General features: G+C 70.3%; 16 protein-coding genes and 1 pseudogene. 13 read left to right on the forward strand and 4 right to left on the reverse strand.

Going from position 1 to position 17,474, the window contains the following annotated elements:
- Nucleotides 1–34: 34 nt before the first annotated feature.
- Nucleotides 35–994 carry a helix-turn-helix transcriptional regulator gene (locus BT364_RS07080; protein ID WP_072484258.1) on the forward strand — a complete coding sequence of 320 codons (960 nt, stop codon included), beginning with the start codon at nucleotides 35–37 and terminating at the stop codon, nucleotides 992–994.
- Between the two features lie 412 nt (nucleotides 995–1,406).
- The gene (locus BT364_RS07085) at nucleotides 1,407–1,622 is read left to right on the forward strand and encodes an I78 family peptidase inhibitor (protein ID WP_072484259.1); all 216 of its coding nucleotides are present in this window, start codon (nucleotides 1,407–1,409) and stop codon (nucleotides 1,620–1,622) included.
- Nucleotides 1,623–1,746: 124 nt separating this feature from the next.
- Here BT364_RS07085 and BT364_RS07090 read toward each other — a convergent pair whose 3' ends face one another.
- Complete coding sequence (locus BT364_RS07090; protein WP_072484260.1) at nucleotides 1,747–2,751, reverse strand: phosphatase PAP2 family protein; 1,005 nt, start codon at nucleotides 2,749–2,751, stop codon at nucleotides 1,747–1,749.
- Between the two features lie 535 nt (nucleotides 2,752–3,286).
- Here BT364_RS07090 and BT364_RS07095 point away from each other — a divergent pair.
- Together BT364_RS07095 and BT364_RS07100 are read left to right on the forward strand one after the other, a co-directional pair.
- Nucleotides 3,287–4,987, forward strand: a complete 1,701-nt coding sequence (locus BT364_RS07095; protein ID WP_072484261.1) for an MFS transporter — start codon at nucleotides 3,287–3,289, stop codon at nucleotides 4,985–4,987.
- Nucleotides 4,988–5,060: 73 nt separating this feature from the next.
- Entirely contained in the window at nucleotides 5,061–6,257 is a 1,197-nt protein-coding gene (locus BT364_RS07100; protein ID WP_072484262.1) for an acyl-CoA dehydrogenase family protein, read from the forward strand.
- 28 nt (nucleotides 6,258–6,285) lie between these two features.
- Here the strand turns inward: BT364_RS07100 and BT364_RS07105 are convergent, their stop codons facing one another.
- A complete protein-coding gene (locus tag BT364_RS07105; protein ID WP_072484263.1) occupies nucleotides 6,286–6,723 on the reverse strand; it encodes a cell division protein SepF in 438 nt (145 codons plus the stop codon).
- Nucleotides 6,724–7,031: 308 nt separating this feature from the next.
- Between BT364_RS07105 and BT364_RS07110 the strand changes: the two genes are divergently transcribed.
- A complete protein-coding gene (locus BT364_RS07110; protein ID WP_177328049.1) occupies nucleotides 7,032–8,261 on the forward strand; it encodes a DUF5685 family protein in 1,230 nt (409 codons plus the stop codon).
- Between the two features lie 19 nt (nucleotides 8,262–8,280).
- Here BT364_RS07110 and BT364_RS07115 read toward each other — a convergent pair whose 3' ends face one another.
- Nucleotides 8,281–8,703 carry a hypothetical protein gene (locus BT364_RS07115; protein WP_371268299.1) on the reverse strand — a complete coding sequence of 141 codons (423 nt, stop codon included), beginning with the start codon at nucleotides 8,701–8,703 and terminating at the stop codon, nucleotides 8,281–8,283.
- A gap of 473 nt (nucleotides 8,704–9,176) precedes the next feature.
- Here BT364_RS07115 and BT364_RS39870 point away from each other — a divergent pair, with 473 nt between their 5' ends.
- From BT364_RS39870 to BT364_RS07140, 5 genes and pseudogenes are all read left to right on the forward strand, one after another.
- A complete protein-coding gene (locus BT364_RS39870) occupies nucleotides 9,177–9,434 on the forward strand; it encodes a hypothetical protein (RefSeq protein ID WP_143166460.1) in 258 nt (85 codons plus the stop codon).
- Nucleotides 9,341–9,976, forward strand: a pseudogene (locus tag BT364_RS07125) (LLM class flavin-dependent oxidoreductase); the annotation flags it as partial. The gene BT364_RS39870 and the pseudogene BT364_RS07125, both read left to right, overlap by 94 nt.
- Nucleotides 9,977–9,980: 4 nt before the next feature.
- Nucleotides 9,981–10,796 carry a DUF1684 domain-containing protein gene (locus BT364_RS07130; RefSeq protein ID WP_072484265.1) on the forward strand — a complete coding sequence of 272 codons (816 nt, stop codon included), beginning with the start codon at nucleotides 9,981–9,983 and terminating at the stop codon, nucleotides 10,794–10,796.
- A gap of 258 nt (nucleotides 10,797–11,054) precedes the next feature.
- The gene (locus BT364_RS07135) at nucleotides 11,055–11,960 is read left to right on the forward strand and encodes a S1 family peptidase (RefSeq protein ID WP_072484266.1); all 906 of its coding nucleotides are present in this window, start codon (nucleotides 11,055–11,057) and stop codon (nucleotides 11,958–11,960) included.
- 210 nt (nucleotides 11,961–12,170) lie between these two features.
- A complete protein-coding gene (locus BT364_RS07140; protein WP_072484267.1) occupies nucleotides 12,171–12,650 on the forward strand; it encodes a hypothetical protein in 480 nt (159 codons plus the stop codon).
- A gap of 36 nt (nucleotides 12,651–12,686) precedes the next feature.
- Here BT364_RS07140 and BT364_RS07145 read toward each other — a convergent pair whose 3' ends face one another.
- Entirely contained in the window at nucleotides 12,687–13,613 is a 927-nt protein-coding gene (locus BT364_RS07145) for a DUF4231 domain-containing protein (protein WP_371268302.1), read from the reverse strand.
- A gap of 237 nt (nucleotides 13,614–13,850) precedes the next feature.
- Here BT364_RS07145 and BT364_RS07150 point away from each other — a divergent pair, with 237 nt between their 5' ends.
- From BT364_RS07150 to fxsBH, 3 genes are all read left to right on the forward strand, one after another.
- Nucleotides 13,851–14,567 carry a hypothetical protein gene (locus tag BT364_RS07150; RefSeq protein WP_072484268.1) on the forward strand — a complete coding sequence of 239 codons (717 nt, stop codon included), beginning with the start codon at nucleotides 13,851–13,853 and terminating at the stop codon, nucleotides 14,565–14,567.
- Nucleotides 14,568–14,856: 289 nt separating this feature from the next.
- Nucleotides 14,857–15,024 (forward strand): FXSXX-COOH protein, encoded by a 168-nt coding sequence (locus BT364_RS39875; RefSeq protein WP_218172410.1) that lies wholly within the window; start codon nucleotides 14,857–14,859, stop codon nucleotides 15,022–15,024.
- Between the two features lie 30 nt (nucleotides 15,025–15,054).
- Nucleotides 15,055–17,289 carry a radical SAM/SPASM protein FxsBH, inactivated beta-hydroxylase extension form gene (fxsBH, locus tag BT364_RS07155; RefSeq protein ID WP_177328050.1) on the forward strand — a complete coding sequence of 745 codons (2,235 nt, stop codon included), beginning with the start codon at nucleotides 15,055–15,057 and terminating at the stop codon, nucleotides 17,287–17,289.
- The last annotated feature ends 185 nt before the right edge of the window (nucleotides 17,290–17,474 follow it).

Genomic DNA, 17,474 nt, shown 5'->3' on the forward strand with positions numbered 1-17,474 from the left:
ACAGGCTGTCCGCAAGCCCTGGCAGACTCGCCCCATGTTGGAGACCTCGGCACGACTGCTGCGTCTGCTCTCACTGCTCCAGGCACACCGCGACTGGTCCGGAGCCGATCTCGCCGACCGGCTCGGCGTCACCCCGCGGACCGTCCGGCGCGACGTCGACAAGCTGCGCGAACTGGGCTACCCGGTCAACGCCAGTCCCGGCACCGGCGGCGGGTACCAGCTCGGCGCCGGTGCCCAGCTGCCGCCGCTGCTCCTGGACGACGAGGAGGCCGTCGCCGTCGCGGTCGGCCTGCGCATCGCGGCGGGCAACGGCGTCGAGGGCATCGGCGAGACCTCCGTACGCGCCCTGGCCAAGCTGGAGCAGGTGCTGCCGGACCGGCTCCGGCGCCGGGTGAACGCGCTGAACACCTTCACCGTGCCGTTGCTCCGCGGGCCCGTCGCGTCGGTCGCCGACGCGGGTGTCCTGACCGAACTCGCCGGGGCCTGCCGGGACGCCGAACGGCTGCGCTTCGAGTACCGGGACCACTCCGGCTCCGTCTCGCGGCGGACCGTCGAACCGCACCGGCTGGTGTGCACCGAGCGCCGCTGGTACCTCGTCGCCTGGGACCTGGACCGCGCGGACTGGCGTACGTTCCGGGCCGACCGGATCACCCCCACACCGCCGCACGGCCCGAGGTTCACCCCGCGTGACGCACCTGCGGAGGATCTGGCGGCCTATGTCTCGAAAGGGATCTCCACGTCCGTGTACCCGACGCGGGCGGTGGTCCGGCTGAAGGCGGGGATCGAGCGCGCGGCCGAGCGGATCTCGCCCTCGTCCGGGGTGCTGGAGGCGGTCGACGCCGACACCTGTCTGCTGCGCACCGGGGCGGCCACCCTGGACGTGCTGGTCATCCACGTGATGATGCTGGGATTCGACTTCGAGGTGGTCGAACCACCGGAGCTCCAGGACGCGATCAGGGCATCCAGGGACCGGCTGACCAGGGCCCTGGAGTGAGCCCCGCCTGCGACAACGCCATACGGACGGCCGGGGTCGCCCGCTATACCAGTGACAGCCGACGGCCGTCCCCGTACCGCATCGCGGATATTGTGACCAGAGGATAAGGCTGCCATAAGGAAGCGTGAATTCCTGGCGACCTGCTCATTTACGCAGGTTATTCGGCAAGGGAATTCCATCCGCTCGGCACGGGATATTCCATTCCGATTCCGGGCCTTCCGCGTGATCGCTTTCCGGCTTGTGTGATTACTGTGTGTCCGGTCCCCTGGGGCGTGTTCGAGTGGCGTGATTCATACGGCAGGCGTGTCGTGATCCTGTGACAGAAGTGTGACCGGCGGGGAACGTGAGGATGCCCGGCGGCCGCGGGCGCCCCGGCTTCCGCCGTCGCCCGCGGCCGCCTACGGTGAGGGGCATGGCACCCATACCGACCCCTCCTGTCCAGCCCGACGACGCGCCGGGTGAGTACGTCGGCCTCGCCGCCGACGCCGCCGAACGGCGGGCCCGCAGCCGTGGCTGGAGCACCGTCAGATCCCTGCCGCCGGGCGCGATCATCACCATGGAGTTCCGGAGCGGACGGATCAACTTCGAGGTCGACGCCGCCGTCGTCACCCGCTGCTGGGTGGGCTGAGACTCCCGCGACCGCGATCCGGGCGTCCGGCCCCGGACATGAGTGAAGGCCCCGACCGGAGTCGGGGCCTTCACTCATGTCCGGGGGAGCGGCTGTGCGTACCGGCCCCGTGATCGCCGGGGTCTCAGCCGCCGGCCACCGGGCGGGCGGGGCTCGTGCCGCCGCGCGGTGTGCGGTCGGCGTGCGGCGGCCGCCGGCTGCCGGCCGGGGTGACCGGAGTCCGCTCCGAGCGCACCACATGCGCCGGATGCGAGGCGTGCGCGCGCGAGCGGGTGGCGGTGCCGCCCGCGGCCGCCGCGACGGCCGGCTCCAGCGCCGGGGTGTCGCCGCCGTCCGGCCGCGGCCGCAGCGCGGCCCTGGGGCCGCCGGCCGCGACGGGCATGGAGGGAACGGGGCGGCCGAATCCCCGCAGGTTGTCGCGCTGGGCGAAGATCCAGGCCTCCGCCCGGGTGATCAGCGGCTCGACCCAGGGCAGGCCCAGCATGATCAGCAGCCCCGCCGCCCAGCCCAGCAGGACGTCGCTGAGCCAGTGCGTACCGAGATAGACGGTGGTGAGGCCGACGCCGAGCGAGACGATGGCCGACATGGCCGACAGATAGCGCCGGGCTCGCGGGGTGGTGGCCAGATAGGCGAGGATTCCCCAGGTCACGACCGCGTTGGCGGTGTGGCCGGAGGGGAATATGTCGCCGCCGGCGAAGAGTTCCGCGGAGCCGATCTGGGTCGCGTAGTGCGGGCCGAGGCGCCCCAGGCCGATCTTGACCGCGCCGACCGTCACATTGAGTAGCAGCAGCGCCGCGCCCAGCGTCAGCAGCGGTCGCAGCGTGTGCTGCCGCCAGGAGCGCCAGCCGAGCCAGCAGGCGACCATGGTGGCGGTGGGTCCGCGCTGGCCGAGCACGATGTAGTAGTCGAGGAACGCATGGATTTCCGGCCACTGCTGATAGGGCCGGAAGAGCATGACCTTCCAGTCCAGGGTCACCAGCGAGGACGAGACCAGCACGGCAATGACGATGGCGAGATAGAACGCCAACGTCCCGCCGAAGAGCGCGATGCGGTGACGGCTCATCCGCGGTGGCTCTATCTTCGGCGGCTCCGGCTCCCGGTCCAGCCGGGCAAAGATGTCGGTACGCACCCAATCGACGTTACAGCGAGTTAGTGCGGGACCAGGTCGATCCGGTCTCTTTGTGATGACGATGTGATGTGGACTATGTCTCAGCGGGGCCTTAATTCCCGACCCTCGTGAGCATCTCGAAGCGCCTTCACGCTATTGATTTCGCACGCATTTCGGAAGGGTGTTTGGGAGCGGGCGGAAAAGCGCAGGAGGTGCCGGTATGAATTTATCCGGGCCCGGCAGGAGGTGGAACGGACGGTGCCGGTCCGGTCACCGGCCGCTTTCGGCGCGGGCCCGGCGGGTGCCGCGCGGGGGCGGCCGAGTACCGTCCTGTGCCGGGTGCGGAGCGCGTCCCCGCAGGTCCGGGCGGCGGGTCGGCGTGGCGTACGCCACACCCCGTGGTCCGACCGGGTATGAGGTGGACCACGTGGGAGGGCTCCGAACTCGCGTACGCTGACGGATCACTCGCCCGTCGATGCCGGGCCATGAGGAGCGGCGAACCGCCGCGTCCCCGGTTGGCCCGCCGAGCGCGAGGGACCTTTTGGGAGGTACATGCATGTCCGGGACGACCACAGCCCGAATCCGGCTGCGCTCAGCAGCCGACGGTGCCAATCGATGGGTCGTCCTCGTCGTCCTCTGCCTCAGCCTCCTGCTCGTGGCACTCGACGCGACCGTGCTCCACGTCGCTGTACCCGCCGTCACCGAGGACCTGCGGCCCAGCGCGGTCGGTCTGCTCTGGATCGTCGACGCCTATCCGCTGGTCTGTGCCTCGCTGCTGATTCTCTTCGGCACCCTCGGGGACCGGGTCGGCCGCCGCCGCGTGCTGCTGCTCGGCTACGCCCTCTTCGGTGTCGCCTCCGCGATCGCCGCGCTGGCCGGCAGCCCCGGCGTGCTCATCGCGGCGCGTGCCCTGCTCGGGGTCGGCGGCGCCATGATCATGCCGGCGACGCTGTCGATCCTCCGGCAGGTCTTCCCCGACCGGCGTGAACGGGCCGTGGCGATCGGCGTCTGGACCGCGGTCGCCGCCGTGGGCGCCGCCACCGGTCCGGTCATCGGCGGCTTCCTCGTCGAGCACTTCTGGTGGGGTTCGGTCTTCCTGATCAATGTCCCGCTGATGGCGCTGGTCCTGCCGGTCGGACGGCTGCTCCTGCCCGAGTCGCGCGGCAGCCACGACGGCCCGTGGGACGTGCTGGGCGCGCTGATGGCCGCGGCCGGAGTGCTCGGGATGGTCCTCGGGGTGAAGCGGGCGGGCGCCGGTGAGGTGCTGAGCCCGGCCACGCTCGTCCCGCTGCTGATCGGTGCGGTGCTGCTCATCGTGTTCGTGCGCCGTCAGAAGCGGCGTCCGCATCCGCTGATCGACATCGGGCTGTTCGCCAGGCCCGCCTTCTCCACCGCGGTGGGCTGCATCATCCTCGCCATGCTGGCCCTGGTCGGTCTCGAGCTCATAGCCGTGCAGTACCTCCAGCTCGTCCTCGGCCTGAGCCCGCTCCAGACCGGTCTGCGGCTGCTGCCGCTCACCTTCGCCGCCATGGCCGCGGGCGCCACCGGCTCGTACACCCTGCGCCGCGTCGGACCGCGCCGGATGGTCGGCTGGGGCTTCGTGCTCACGGCCGTCTCGGTGCTGATCCTGACCGCGATGGGACAGCACGACCGGCCCGCACTGCTGACGGCGGCCTTCGTCGCCCTCGGCTTCGGGCTCCAGACCACGCTCTTCGGGGCGTACGAATCCATGCTCAGCGAGGCCCCCGCCGACCAGGCGGGCGGGGCGGCGGCGATCGGCGAGACCTCGTACCAGCTGGGCGCGGGCATGGGGATCGCCCTGCTCGGCAGTGTCATGAACGCCGCCTACGCCCCCGGGCTCTCGAAGCTTTCCGAAGCGGGTGTCCCGGCCGGGGCCCGCGCGGCCGCCGCCCATTCTCTGGGCGAGGCCTACCAGGTGGCGGACCGGCTGGGCGGTCCGCTGGGTGCGGTGCTGCGCTCCACGGCGCGCCACTCCTTCATCACGGGACTGCATGTCACGCTGCTGGTCAGCGCCGCTCTGCTGCTGGTCGGCGCGCTCGCCGCGCTGCGGCTGCCGCGGGCGATGGACTGCCCCGCGCCGGTGCCCGACGACCCCGGCCAGTCCGACGCGAGCGCGGTGCGCGAACACCGCACCGCGCACGAGACCCCCGCCCCGGGCCGTGCGCAGCAGCCCCTGCCGCGGCCGGCCCGGCGCCGACCCGCCGAGGCGACCGGCTCTGGACGGGCGGCACACTGAGCCGTAACGTCGGTGCGAGGCCATAACTAACACTGCTAGTTTTAGCATCGCGCGAGCCGTCGGAGGCATCCTCATGTCCACCACCGAGTCCTCGAAGCTCCCACCGTTCGACCCCGCCGACCCGATCGGCATCGACGATCTGCTCAGCGCCGAGGACCTCGCGATCCGCGGGACCGTACGCGACTGGGCCGCCGACCGCGTCCTGCCGCACATCGCCGAGTGGTACGAGAACGGCGAGCTGCCCGGCATCCGCGAGCTGGCCCGCGAGCTCGGTTCGCTCGGCGCGCTCGGCATGTCCCTCCAGGGATACGGCTGCGCGGGCGCCACCGCCGTCCAGTACGGACTGGCCTGCCTGGAGCTCGAAGCGGCGGACTCGGGGATCCGCTCCCTGGTCTCCGTGCAGGGATCGCTCGCCATGTACGCCATCCACCGCTTCGGCTCCGAGGAGCAGCGCCGGCGCTGGCTGCCGGGCATGGCGGCCGGCGAGATCATCGGCTGCTTCGGCCTCACCGAACCGGACCACGGCTCCGACCCGGCCGGGATGCGCACCTTCGCCAAGCGCGACGGCGGGGACTGGGTGCTCACCGGCCGCAAGATGTGGATCACCAACGGCTCGGTCGCCGGGGTCGCCGTCGTCTGGGCGCAGACCGACGACGGAATCCGCGGATTCGCCGTGCCGACCGACACCCCGGGCTTCTCGGCGCCCGAGATCAAGCACAAGTGGTCGCTGCGCGCCTCGGTCACCAGTGAGCTGGTGCTCGACGAGGTGCGGCTGCCCGCCGACGCGGTGCTCCCGGGCGTCACCGGTCTGCGCGGCCCGCTCGGCTGCCTCAGCCACGCCCGCTACGGGATCGTCTGGGGGGCCATGGGCGCGGCCCGCGCCAGCTTCGAGGCGGCCGTGGAGTACGCGAGGACCAGGGAGCAGTTCGACCGGCCGATCGGCGGCTTCCAGCTCACCCAGGCCAAGCTCGCGGACATGGCCGTGGAACTGCACAAGGGCATCCTGCTCGCCCACCATCTGGGCCGGCGGATGGACGCGGGCAGGCTCCGCCCGGAGCAGGTCAGTTTCGGAAAACTCAATAATGTGCGGGAGGCGATCGACATCTGCCGTACCTCGCGCACCATCCTCGGCGCCAACGGGATTTCGCTGGAGTACCCGGTGATGCGCCATGCGACGAATCTGGAGTCGGTGCTCACCTACGAAGGGACCGTGGAGATGCACCAGCTGGTGCTGGGCAAGGCGCTCACCGGTCTCGACGCGTTCCGCTAGAGGCCAAAACGTCCGGCGAGCGCCCTGCTCAGCTCTGGTTGAAGAAGCCGTCGGTAGGCCGGCCGGCGGCCTCGGTGACCACCTGGGTGTCGGCCGGGGTCAGCAGGAAGACCCGGGTGGCCACGCGCTCGATCGAGCCGCGCAGTCCGAAGATCAGCCCGGCGGCGAAATCCACGACACGCTTCGCGTCGGTGGGGTCCATGGTCGTGAGGTTGACGATCACCGGAACACCGTCCCGGAAGAGCTCTCCGATGGCCCGTGCGTCCCGGAAACTGTCCGGAGTGACGGTGGCGATCCGGCGGCCCGTCTCCTCGGCCGCCTCGGACGCGGTCTGCACCCGGGGGTCGGTCACCCAGGCCTGACCGGTCCCGGTCTGCGGGCCCTCGGCGTACTCGTCGTCGTAGTACCGCTCGTCGTTGTCCTCCACGAGGCCCAGCCAGGCACTCGCCTTGCGCACCGATCCCATGGACGCCTCCTCTCACCGCGGTTCCGTCTTGTTCCGCATCTCTTTCGTCTCCCTATGGTCGTCCATGATGCGGATCGTGCGCCAAGTGGATAGTCGGCGCGCAGGGGATTCGTGACGGTACTGGCACAGAAGATGTGGCGATTCGTCAGGGTTTCTCCCGCATAAGGAGTCTGAAAGAAAGAAAATATGACGCCCCGGGCCGTACGGGTGATGTGGGGGACGTACGGGTGAACGGGGCGCTCGGTACGATGCACCTCGCGCAGCCGTACGAGCCCGGCGCGAAGGTGAACGACTCTCGGGGGATCGTCGTGTTCGGAATAGTCAGGCCCTGTGCCCATCGGTTGTCCGAGGGGCTCAGGACCGAATGGATGGCCCATCTCTGCGGGCTCTGCCTCGCACTTCGCTCCGATCACGGGCAATTCGCCCGGATCGTTACGAACTATGACGGTCTGATTGTTTCTGTTCTGACGGAGGCTCAGTCCGAGCGCACCACCGGATGGCGCCGCACGGCGGGGCCCTGCCCGCTGCGCGCCATGCGGACCGCCCCGGTCGCCCGCGGCGAGGGAGCCAGGCTGGCCGCTGCCGTCTCCCTGGTACTGGCCTCGGCGAAGGTCCGGGACCACGTCGCGGACGGGGACGGCCTGTTGAGGCGCCGCCCGGTCGCCGCCGCCGCGCGCAGGGTTGCCGCGGGCTGGGACCGGGCCGGCGCGCGCACCGGCGCACAGCTCGGCTTCGACACGGCGCTGCTCGTGGACGCCGTCGACCGGCAGACCGGCATCGAGCTGATCGCCGGGCCCGGCACCCCGCTGCTCACGGTCACCGAACCCACAGAGACCGCCACCGCAGCCGCCTTCGCGCACACCGCGGTGCTCGCCGGCAGGCCGCAGAACGCGGCGCCGCTCGCCGAGGCCGGCCGCCTCTTCGGGCGCCTGGCCCATCTGCTGGACGCCGTGGAGGACCAGGAAACTGACGCCGCGTCGGGCGCCTGGAACCCGCTCACCGCGACCGGCACCTCGCGGACGGAGGCCCGGCGGCTGTGCGACGACGCGCTGCACGGCGTACGGCTGGCGCTGCGTGACGCGGAATTCACCGACGGCAAGCTGGCCCATGTGCTGCTGGCGCACGAGCTGCGCCAGTCGGTGGACCGGGCCTTCGGCACCACCTCGTGCTCGCACCAGGCGGGCGGCGTGCTGCTGGACGGAGCCGGCGCCCCGTCGGACTCCCGGCAGACCGGGTCCTTCGGGCCGCCGCCGGGCAATCCGTACGCACCGAGCCCCGGCGGCCCGGCGGGCCCGCCGCAGCCCCCGCCCGAGCCGCCGCGCGACCGGCGTGGTCTGATCGCGGGCTGCCTGGTGTGGGCGGGGCTGGCCTGCACCTGCCAGATGTGCTGCGGCACGTTCGACGACCCGTGGAGCCATCAGCGCCGCGAGGGACTCTGCAACCAATGCGACTGTGGGGACTGCTGCGATGCGTGCGACTGCTGCAGCAACTGCGGGGACTGCTGCGATGGGTGCGACTGCTGCGACTGCAGCTGCTGAGCCGGACGCCCGGCCCGGATCACTTGATCTCGGGCGGCGAGATCTGCGAGGTCCTGATCGCCGAAGCGCCGATGCCCCACTTCTTCAGGATCCGGTCGTAGGTGCCGTCCGCCTTCAGGGCCACCTCGCGGGTGAACCTCAGCCCGAGCTTCCTGGCCACCGCGTCCGCGAAGTCGATGTCCGTACCGGCCACCGTCCTCCCGTCCGCGAGGTAGGTGGCGCCGGGCGGGTTGCTGACGGCGGCGGCGATGTCGAGGGTCCCGGCCAAGCGGACGCCGGCGGGCAGCAGCTTCGCCGCGGCCTCGTCCTTGCGCACCGACGAGACGACATCGGTCGTCGGCACCTTTCCCCTGGCGGCCCCGTCCCCGGCGGCGTCGGCCGGTGCGGACGCCGGATGGCCGGAACCGCACACGGTGAGGGCGAGAGCGGCGACGGTGATCAACGCGAAGGCAGCGGCCGGCGCCGCCGGGGACGGGGCATGAGGCGGTTCTCCGGAGTCGTCGGCCGTGAGCGGGCGCGACCGCGGCAGGGCAGCACACGGCGACCCCGTGGCCGGGGCGAGGAAGGACGGCGGAACGAGGGGAGGGGAGAGCGGCGTTGTGTTTGAAGGCACGCAGGGAGAAATGCTCAGACGCCGGAAACGGCGCGAGGCCAAGACGCGGGGAGACGCAGGGGGTCAGCTCAACAGGAGGAGGACCACACGCGACCGAAGTCGATGTGGGAGCGCTTGACCAGCCACTGCTGCGAATGCATGGCCCAAGTGGAACAGGCATCCGGTGGTCCGTCAACTGAACTGAGACGTAAGGCTCATAGTGTGGACAGGCTTGACAACGCGCGGCGAACAGCGCTTACCGCGGAGGCGGACCGGCGCTGAGGGGCCCGGTCCACGTTGTGTTCCGGCTGAAGGCACGCCCCGTGTTCGATCTCACCATCGGCCACCTCGAAGCCGAACCCGAGCCGGAACAAGTCGAGTTGGCCCACTTCGCCGACCGGCACGGACTCGTCCACCTGCCGCCGGACTTCACCGCCGACACCGATCTGACCGAGGTGCCCGCGGGTGAACCGGTCATCGTACGGGCTTCACCCGGCGCGGCACCCTGGAGGCGGGCCGCACCTTCTACGCCGACGTCAAGGCGCGGCTGGCCAAGTACGGCCGGGAACCCGACGAGCTGAAGATCATGCCCGGGGTCACCTTCGTACTCGGCGACAGCGACGCCGAGGCCCAGGAGCGGGCGGCCGGGATCCGCCTCCAGCAGGTCTCCCCGCAGAACGCGCTGCTGGCCCTGGAACAGATCTGGGGCCGCGACCTGCCCTCCTACGACCCCGACGGACCGCTGCCCGAGATCGACCCGGACCCCGGGTCCTCGCTGGTCCAGGGCCGGGTCAAGCACGGTGATGTCCTCGCCGTCGCGGCGCGCCGGCGTGCGCTGTCGAAGGAGAAGGGGCTGTCCATCCGGCAGACCGTCATCGAGGCGACCGGCCGGCAGTCCTTCATCGGCAGCCCGCGGACGGTCGCGGAGCAGCTCATCGAGTTCGTCGCCGCCGACGCCGCCGACGGATTCATTCTCGTACCGCACCTCACCCCGGGCGGTCTGGACGACTTCGTCGACCGGGTCGTCCCGCTCCTCCAGGAACGCGGGGTGTTCCGCTCCGAATACACCGGTCTCACGCTGCGGTCGCATCTCGGGCTCGCCGAGCCGGTATGGAAAGGTTGATCGCATGAGCACGGACGCACCCCAGCCGCACGGTTTCGAGCAGGCGGCACAGGACTGGAAGCACTGGCACGAGGAGCGCACCGCCACGGTCGCCGGCCCGTACGGACCGCTCTCCCTCACCGGCACCCACTGGCTCTCCGACTACCCGGAGGGCCACATCCCCGAGGTACCCGGGCAGTGGCGGGAGGACGGCGACGAGCTGGTGCTCAGCGCGTCCGCCGCGGACGGGCTGACCGTCGACGGCGAGCCCTTCGCCGGCCAGGTCCGGCTCACCGCCGACCGCGGCCCGATCGACGAGTCCCGCGTCGCGCACGGCGGGCGGCGGCTGGTCGTGCTGAGCCGCGAAGGGCTCTGGGCGGTACGGGACTTCGACCCGGACTCCCCGGCGCGGCGCGCCTTCCGGGCCGTCGAGGCCACCCCGTACGACGCCCGCTGGGTGCTCCCGGGCACCTTCCGCCCGTACGACAGCGCCCGTACGGTCCGGGTCGAGAACGCCGACGGGGTCGAGCGCGGTCTCGGACTCGCCGGTGAGATCGTCTTCGAGCTCGGCGGTACGGAACACACGCTGCAGGTCGCGGTCGAGCCCGACGGCTCGCTCTGGGCGGTCTTCGCCGACGCCACCAGCGGGAACAGCAGCTACCGCTTCCGGTTCCTGCGGCCCGCGGCGCCCGCCGAGGACGGCAGCGTGACGGTCGACCTCAACCGCGCGCTGCTGCCGCCGTGCGCCTTCGCGGACCACTTCATCTGCCCCTTCCCGCCCCCCGGCAACACCCTGTCCGTCGCCGTCGAGGCGGGGGAGCGCAACCGCGTCGACAGCTGACGTTCAGTCACATTTCTCCGGGACGGCGGCCCCGGCAGCCCGTGCGCTGCCGGGGCCGTTCCTGTGACGGCGCGACAAGTTCAGGCCAAAGGGCCCTCTTGCGCCACAAGTTGACGCCCTTGAATACTCCCGATCAGCGCTTGTCAGGAGCACGGCATGCCCGCATTCGCGGGCGCACGGCCGTGTGATCGACTGCGCCTCACGGGTCCGACCACCCCACAGGCGGACCCCCGATTTCCCCTCGGGAGGAATGACAAAGTGAGGATCAAGCGCACCACCCCCCTCAGCGGCACCGCGAGACGTACCAGGGTCGTCGCCATCGCCGCAGGCCTCGTAGCCGTCGCCGCCCTGGCCGTCCCCAGCGCTCAGGCCGACACCAACGCCAACACCACCTTCAGCGCCTCGCAGCTCTCCGCCGCCGGCGACGCCGTGCTCGGAGCCGATGTGGCGGGCACCGCGTGGAACGTCGACCCGGCGTCCGGCAAGCTCGTCGTCACCGTCGACCGCACGGTCTCGCAGGCCGAGATCGAGCAGATCAAGCAGTCCGCCGGAGCCAACGCCGGCGCCCTGAAGATCGAGCGCACCCCCGGGAAGATCAGCAAGCTGCTCTCCGGCGGCGACGCGATCTACGCCCCCGGCTGGCGCTGCTCCCTCGGCTTCAACGTCCGCAGCGGCAGCACCTACTACTTCCTGACCGCCGGTCACTGCACCGACGGCAACCCGCCCTGGTACACCAACTCGTCGAACTCCACCAGCATCGGCCCGACGGTCGGCTCCAGCTTCCCGACCAACGACTACGGCCTGGTCCGGTACGACAACGCCTCGGTCTCCCACGAGGGCGCCGTCGGCAGCGTCGACATCACCAGCGCGGCCGATGCCACGGTCGGCATGTCCGTCACCCGCCGCGGCTCCACCACCGGCACCCACAGCGGCTCCGTCACGGGCCTCAACGCCACCGTCAACTACGGCAACGGCGACATCGTCTACGGCATGATCAAGACCAATGTCTGTGCGGAGCCCGGTGACTCCGGCGGTCCGCTCCACTCCGGTTCCAAGGCGATCGGTCTCACCTCCGGCGGCAGCGGCAACTGCTCCTCCGGCGGCACCACGTTCTTCCAGCCGGTCACCGAGGCGCTCAGCGCGTACGGGGTCAGCGTCTACTGACACCCCGGCCCCCCGGACCGGCCTTCGAACAAGCGACCGACCGAGGCGGAGCCCCTGCCCGAATCCTGGGCGGGGGCTCCCGCTCACCCCGCGGCTTTTGAGAGGATGTGGGGCAGGTCGGTCACGCAGGAGCAACGGGGGCGGGTGCTGCGCCAGCCGGGGGATGCCCCTCCGGGACCCCCGGCAGACACCTCAGGGGGTTCCAGATCCGTGAAACGCATCGGAGTGACCGGTCATCGCACCATCCCGCAGGAGGCCCACGCCCATGTGCTCGCGGGGTTACGGGCGGCGCTGTGCGGCCTCGAGGGCTCCTTGGAGGCCCTCTCCAGTCTGGCGGTGGGGGCGGACCAGCTCTTCGCCGATCTCGCCCTGGCCTGCGGCGCGGACCTGACGGTGGTCATCCCGAGCGGCGACTACGAATCCTGCTTCGCCGACGCGGCCGAACTCGCCCGCTACCGCGCCCTCAAGGACCGGGCGGTGCGGGAGGTCCGGCTGGACTTCCCGCACTCCACCGACGAGGCGTACTACGCGGCGGGCGCGTACATCGCCGACCACTGCGACCGGCTGCTCGCGGTGTGGGACGGCCGGCCGGCCCGTGGCCTCGGCGGCACCGGGGACATCGTGACGTACGCCCGGAGACTGGGCCGCCCGGTCACGGTGATCTGGCGCGAGGGCGTGGAGCGCACCTGACCGCCGACGCGGCCGCCCGTCATCGCTGACTTCACGTCACATCTGGTGCCGGGCCAGCCAGTCGGTGTGCTGGGGCGAGACGATGCGCTCGGTCTCGAACACGGCCCCCGGCCACTGACGCTCGGTCAGCGTGGTCTCCATCGCCACCTGCATGGCCTCCAGGTCCTGCTCCACCAGCGAGTGCGCCGAGATCAGCGGATGGTGACGGCGCATCTCGCTCCACGCCAGACAGGCGGCCGCCGCGGCCGACAGCACCCCCGTCACGGCGAAGGACTGGGTGACGGAGAACGTCCTCAGCAGGGCGAACACCAGGGCGAGCGCGGTCAGCGCGGCAATGGTGGTCGACCAGACCAGGGTGGCCCGCCGGGAGACCTCCTGGCGCCTGCGGTACCAACTTCTCTGCTCGATAAGACGGTCCCGCACGTACGTCTCCTTGCGTACGGTGAACGCCTTCTCCCGTAACTCGCGCATCGATTCGGTGATCAGCCCGCCCGAATCCGCCGTCAGGTCGCGAGGGTCGGCCCACCCCACTTTGCGCAGTTCCTGAAGGCCCTCCTCGAGACGATTCGCGAACACCGCCTCGGGGTGCTGGGTACTGGTGTCGAAAGGTGAGCCGTGCACCGAGTATCGCCAGCACATCGACTTGATGAACTCTGCCGCCGAGCGGTTGAGTTGCCAATGCGACTTTGCTTTGCGCCGGGCGGAGAGGTACGACGTGATCAGGACACCCAGGTAGGCCAACACGGCTGCCGCGTCAGCGAGTTGAAACGAGTCACCCAGCTCGGCTTGCCACGGGAGCGCGGCCGGGACGGTCCCCGTGACCAGGAGAATCAGTTGAATGCGGGTGGTGTTGACGGCCTCGCGCTGCCTGGCGACGGCTATCTCGTCCGTGTGGTGAAAGAGCGCCGGGAGGTCGGCGTTCCTGAAGACCATGCTCTGGAGCGGCCCGGGAATCGCCGTCATGGTCACTCCCGTCTGCGGTTGTAGGCAGGCTCGATCGGTGAGCCGAATGGGGGGCACGAGCGTAGAGGTGCACCCTCGGGCACGCAATGGACCTGGGCCGGCAACGGTGCTTTTCGGTCCCCGGCAAGGCCCCCTCGTGCGATCCGGGACACTGTGGCAATGTGGTCCAACAGACCTTGTGGCGAGGTGTGTTGCTGTCCGGTGCATGTCTCGCGACTTACTGACGGGGGGCCGGGGATGAGTGAGGTATACGGCGAGAACGAGGATCCGCAGTCCGACGCTCAACGTCGGATCCGCCGAAGTCCTCTGCTGTTCACCACGCCGCTCGTGCTCCTCGGCCTGCTGACCGCACTGCTCCTCTGGGAAGCGATCCGGGTCAACGTGTCGCCCGAGGCGCTGGGCGAGTGGCCGTGGCGAATGCAACTGATCGACGGGCAGGTGCTGGGAAGCCTGCTGGCGGTCTCGCTGGGGGCCGTACTGGCACGCGCGCAGTATGCCCGCACGGTCAGACCGTACCTGGGCTGGCGGGCCGCCTGGACGAATGGACTGCTGGCCACCCGGGCGCCTGCGTGGCGCGTCGGCATACTCAACGGCGGCCAGCACATGGCCGTGATCGAGTCGTGGGACGTCAGGGTGGTCATGCAGGACGCGGACGACTCCGACGACGCGCGGTGGAGCAGCGTCTCCGACACCGTGGCCGAGCTGGTCGAGGCCGGATTCGTCGTCGGGGAGGACTTCCGGCTCATCGGGTTCGGCGCCGGATTCCCCCTGATAGGAGCCGTGGGCGGTCATGACACGGTGCTCGTGGGCGCGTTCTCCGAATCCTTCGCCCAACGGGTCCAGTCGGTCTATGTGCGTGTCAGGGTCACGGATGTCGTGGGCGACACCCACGAGCGGACCATGGACTGCCTGAAGGGCGTATGGACGGACAAGGCCGCTCCACCGGCCGGCTGACGCCTGCCGAGATGTGGGCCGCCCGTGCGGGCGGATCCGGGTTCGCCCCCGACGGCCTGCCCCACCTCGTGATTCTCTTGCGTCTCACTCGCGTTTCCCGCGACTCGCATGGCGTGATGAGGGCTGTTCGGGCCGGAGGAGCAAGTCCCGTACTGCATCAGGACGAAGGGAGGATCACCGCGGTGCGTTGGCCGGGTCAGGGGGGTAAAGTCGTGCCGCCGGGCACTGTGGTCATACAGAAACTGGCTGCATTTCTCCATGATCCGGAAAACTCCCCTCAAGGACGGCCGTGAAGATCTCTGAATCCCCTCGCCCCTTCGCTGTTGCGAAGAAGGAATCGGTGCCGCTCTCCAAGATCGACACCCGCACCGCAGAAGCCACCAGGAAGCTCGGCCGGGTATTTTCTGCCTCGGCCGATCGCCACAGCATGGCGTCGACCTTCAGTTCTGCGCTCTGATTCGCGTTGCATGCTGGCTAGACTGAGGGAATGACAGGACCCCTGGTCCCATTCCGCGAAATTGTGCTCAAAGTGCACAGCAGGTGCGATCTTGCCTGCGATCATTGCTACGTCTACGAACATGCAGATCAGAGCTGGCGTACCCGCCCTAAAGCAATCTCTGACGACGTCATCTTCCGGACAGCTCAGCGCCTGGTTGAGCATGCCAAAACGCATGCGTTGCCCTCCGTGTCAGTGATCCTGCACGGAGGGGAGCCCCTGATGGCGGGCCCCGCGCGACTGCGACGCGTCTGTGAAGAACTCACCTCCGCCTTCGAGGGCGTCGCGGAGCTCGACCTCCGCATCCACACCAATGGACTCCAGCTCAGTCCGCGCTATCTCGACCTCTTCGACGAGTTCGGCGTCAGGGTCGGCATCTCCCTCGACGGCGACCGGGCCGCCAACGACCGGCATCGCCGCTACGCCGACGGGCGCAGCAGCCACCCCCTGGTCCTCAAGGCCGTCGAGCTGCTCCGGCAGGAGCGTTACCGCCATCTCTATCTCGGGCTCCTGTGCACCGTCGACATCGAGAACGACCCGCGCGCGGTTCTCGACGCGCTCGCCGAGCTCGACCCGCCGCTCATCGACTTCCTGCTCCCGCACGCCACCTGGGACGATCCGCCACCCCGCCCGAACGGTTCCCCCACTGCCTACGCCGATTGGCTTCTCGCGGTCTTCGACCACTGGCAGGAGCGGGGACGTCCGGTGCCGGTGCGGCTGTTCTCCTCGGTGCTGTCCACGCTGAGCGGCGGCCCCAGCCTCACGGAGTCCCTGGGGCTCGCCCCCACGGACCTCGTCGTCGTCGAGACCGACGGCCAACTGGAGCAGGTCGACTCGCTCAAGAGCGCCTACGAAGGCGCGGCGGCCACCGGGTTCGATGTCTTCACCCATGCCTTCGACGAGGTCGCGTCGCACCCCGGGGTGCGGGCCCGCCAGCTCGGGCTGGCCGGCGTCAGTGAGACCTGTCGGCAATGCCCCGTCGTGCGTTCGTGCGGAGGCGGCCTGTACACGCACCGGTACAGCTCCACGGGGCCGTCCGGCGCATTCGACAACCCGTCCGTGTACTGCGCCGATCTGGCCGCCCTGGTGCGCGGCATCGAGATGCGCACGGCGGCGGCCCTCGTCGCTCCCGCGGTGACCGAGCCCGTCGAAATGGTCGCCGCCCAACAGGATCTCACCCGCACCCTGCTCGCCCTGCTCAACGTCGACATCGGACAGCACGGCGGCGAGCAGTGGGAGGCCGCCTGGGAACTGGCCGCCCGCATCGAGGCGTCCGAGGAGGGCGCCCGCGGCCTGAACGAGGTGCTGGCGCACCCGTACACGCGCACCTGGCTGCTGGATGCGATGGAACGGGTCCACGAGCGGCCCGGGGCCGTGCAGGTGACGCGCCGGATGTCGGCGTACCTCGCGGCCGCCGTCGTAAGGACCGGCCTGGATCTGTCCGTACGGGTGCCGTTCTCGGGGGGCCGTGTTTTCCTCCCCGGCCTCGGTGAGTTGCGGGTCGCGGACGAGGGGGCGGGCGGCACGGCGCTCCTGCGCGCCACCGAGGACGGCTTCCTCGTCCGGCGGGAGGACAGCGCCGCGGCCGAGCGCCGCATCGTACGGCCGGAGGCGGCCGGTCCCGGCTGGCGGCCGCTGCACCGGATCCCGGCACCCGGTTCGGCGGCGGGCTTCGTGCTCGACGACCTCGACCCGTACCGCGACTGCTTCTCCCTGCCCGCCGCGGGCGCGCTCGACGAGCGGGCCGCCGCCGGCCTGGCGGCCAGGGTCGGCGAGGCCTGGGCGCTCATCGGGACGAAGGCTCCCGGGCGCACCGAGGAGATGGCCGGCCGTCTCACCACCCTCACTCCGCTGACCGGCCTGGCCCCGGCGGAGCCCGCCGTGGGGCGGCACGGATACGGCGCGCTGGGGATCGCCCCGGACGGAAGTTCCGAGGAACTGGCATTCGCTCTGTTGCGTGGTTTCCGGCGGGCCGAATTGTGCGCGCTTCGGGATGTCACGGATCTTTACGCGGCGGACGGCTCCTGGGAACATCGGATGCCCTGGCAGGAACAGCCAGTTCCGTTTTCCCGGTTGCTGGCCGACACCTATGAGCGGATGGCGCTGGGGGCTTTCGACCCGCGCTACCTGGAGGACGTACCCCAGGCCCTCGATGCTCTGGAAGGTGCCGCCGAACTGACCATCGATGGGAAACGGCTGCTGGACCGGATGCGAAAAGAGATCTGAGGGTCGCATTCTGGTTCGGCCGGGCCGTCCGTACGCGCAGGACAACCGGGAGGAACAGGCGCAGATCCGATTCGATCAAGGAATGTTCGACGGAATCGGGGAACCTATGACTGAAAAGTGGCGTTGAATGACCGAACGCCATGGGGGTGGAGCAACGTCCGCTCCGGAATGATGAATTCGCTCGC

It is taken from the genome of Streptomyces atratus, from assembly GCF_900119365.1.
Lineage (GTDB): Bacteria > Actinomycetota > Actinomycetes > Streptomycetales > Streptomycetaceae > Streptomyces > Streptomyces atratus_B.

Excerpts from the sequence above, each read along its gene's own strand:
- BT364_RS07080 (WP_072484258.1), top strand. The coding sequence starts at position 35 with ATGTTGGAGACCTCGGCACGACTGCTGCGTCTGCTCTCACTGCTCCAG.
- BT364_RS07085 (WP_072484259.1), top strand. The coding sequence starts at position 1,407 with ATGGCACCCATACCGACCCCTCCTGTCCAGCCCGACGACGCGCCGGGT.
- BT364_RS07095 (WP_072484261.1), top strand. The coding sequence starts at position 3,287 with ATGTCCGGGACGACCACAGCCCGAATCCGGCTGCGCTCAGCAGCCGAC.
- BT364_RS07100 (WP_072484262.1), top strand. The coding sequence starts at position 5,061 with ATGTCCACCACCGAGTCCTCGAAGCTCCCACCGTTCGACCCCGCCGAC.
- BT364_RS07105 (WP_072484263.1), bottom strand. The coding sequence starts at position 6,723 with ATGGGATCGGTGCGCAAGGCGAGTGCCTGGCTGGGCCTCGTGGAGGAC.
- BT364_RS07130 (WP_072484265.1), top strand. The coding sequence starts at position 9,981 with ATGAGCACGGACGCACCCCAGCCGCACGGTTTCGAGCAGGCGGCACAG.
- BT364_RS07145 (WP_371268302.1), bottom strand. The coding sequence starts at position 13,613 with ATGACGGCGATTCCCGGGCCGCTCCAGAGCATGGTCTTCAGGAACGCC.
- BT364_RS07150 (WP_072484268.1), top strand. The coding sequence starts at position 13,851 with ATGAGTGAGGTATACGGCGAGAACGAGGATCCGCAGTCCGACGCTCAA.
- fxsBH (WP_177328050.1), top strand. The coding sequence starts at position 15,055 with ATGACAGGACCCCTGGTCCCATTCCGCGAAATTGTGCTCAAAGTGCAC.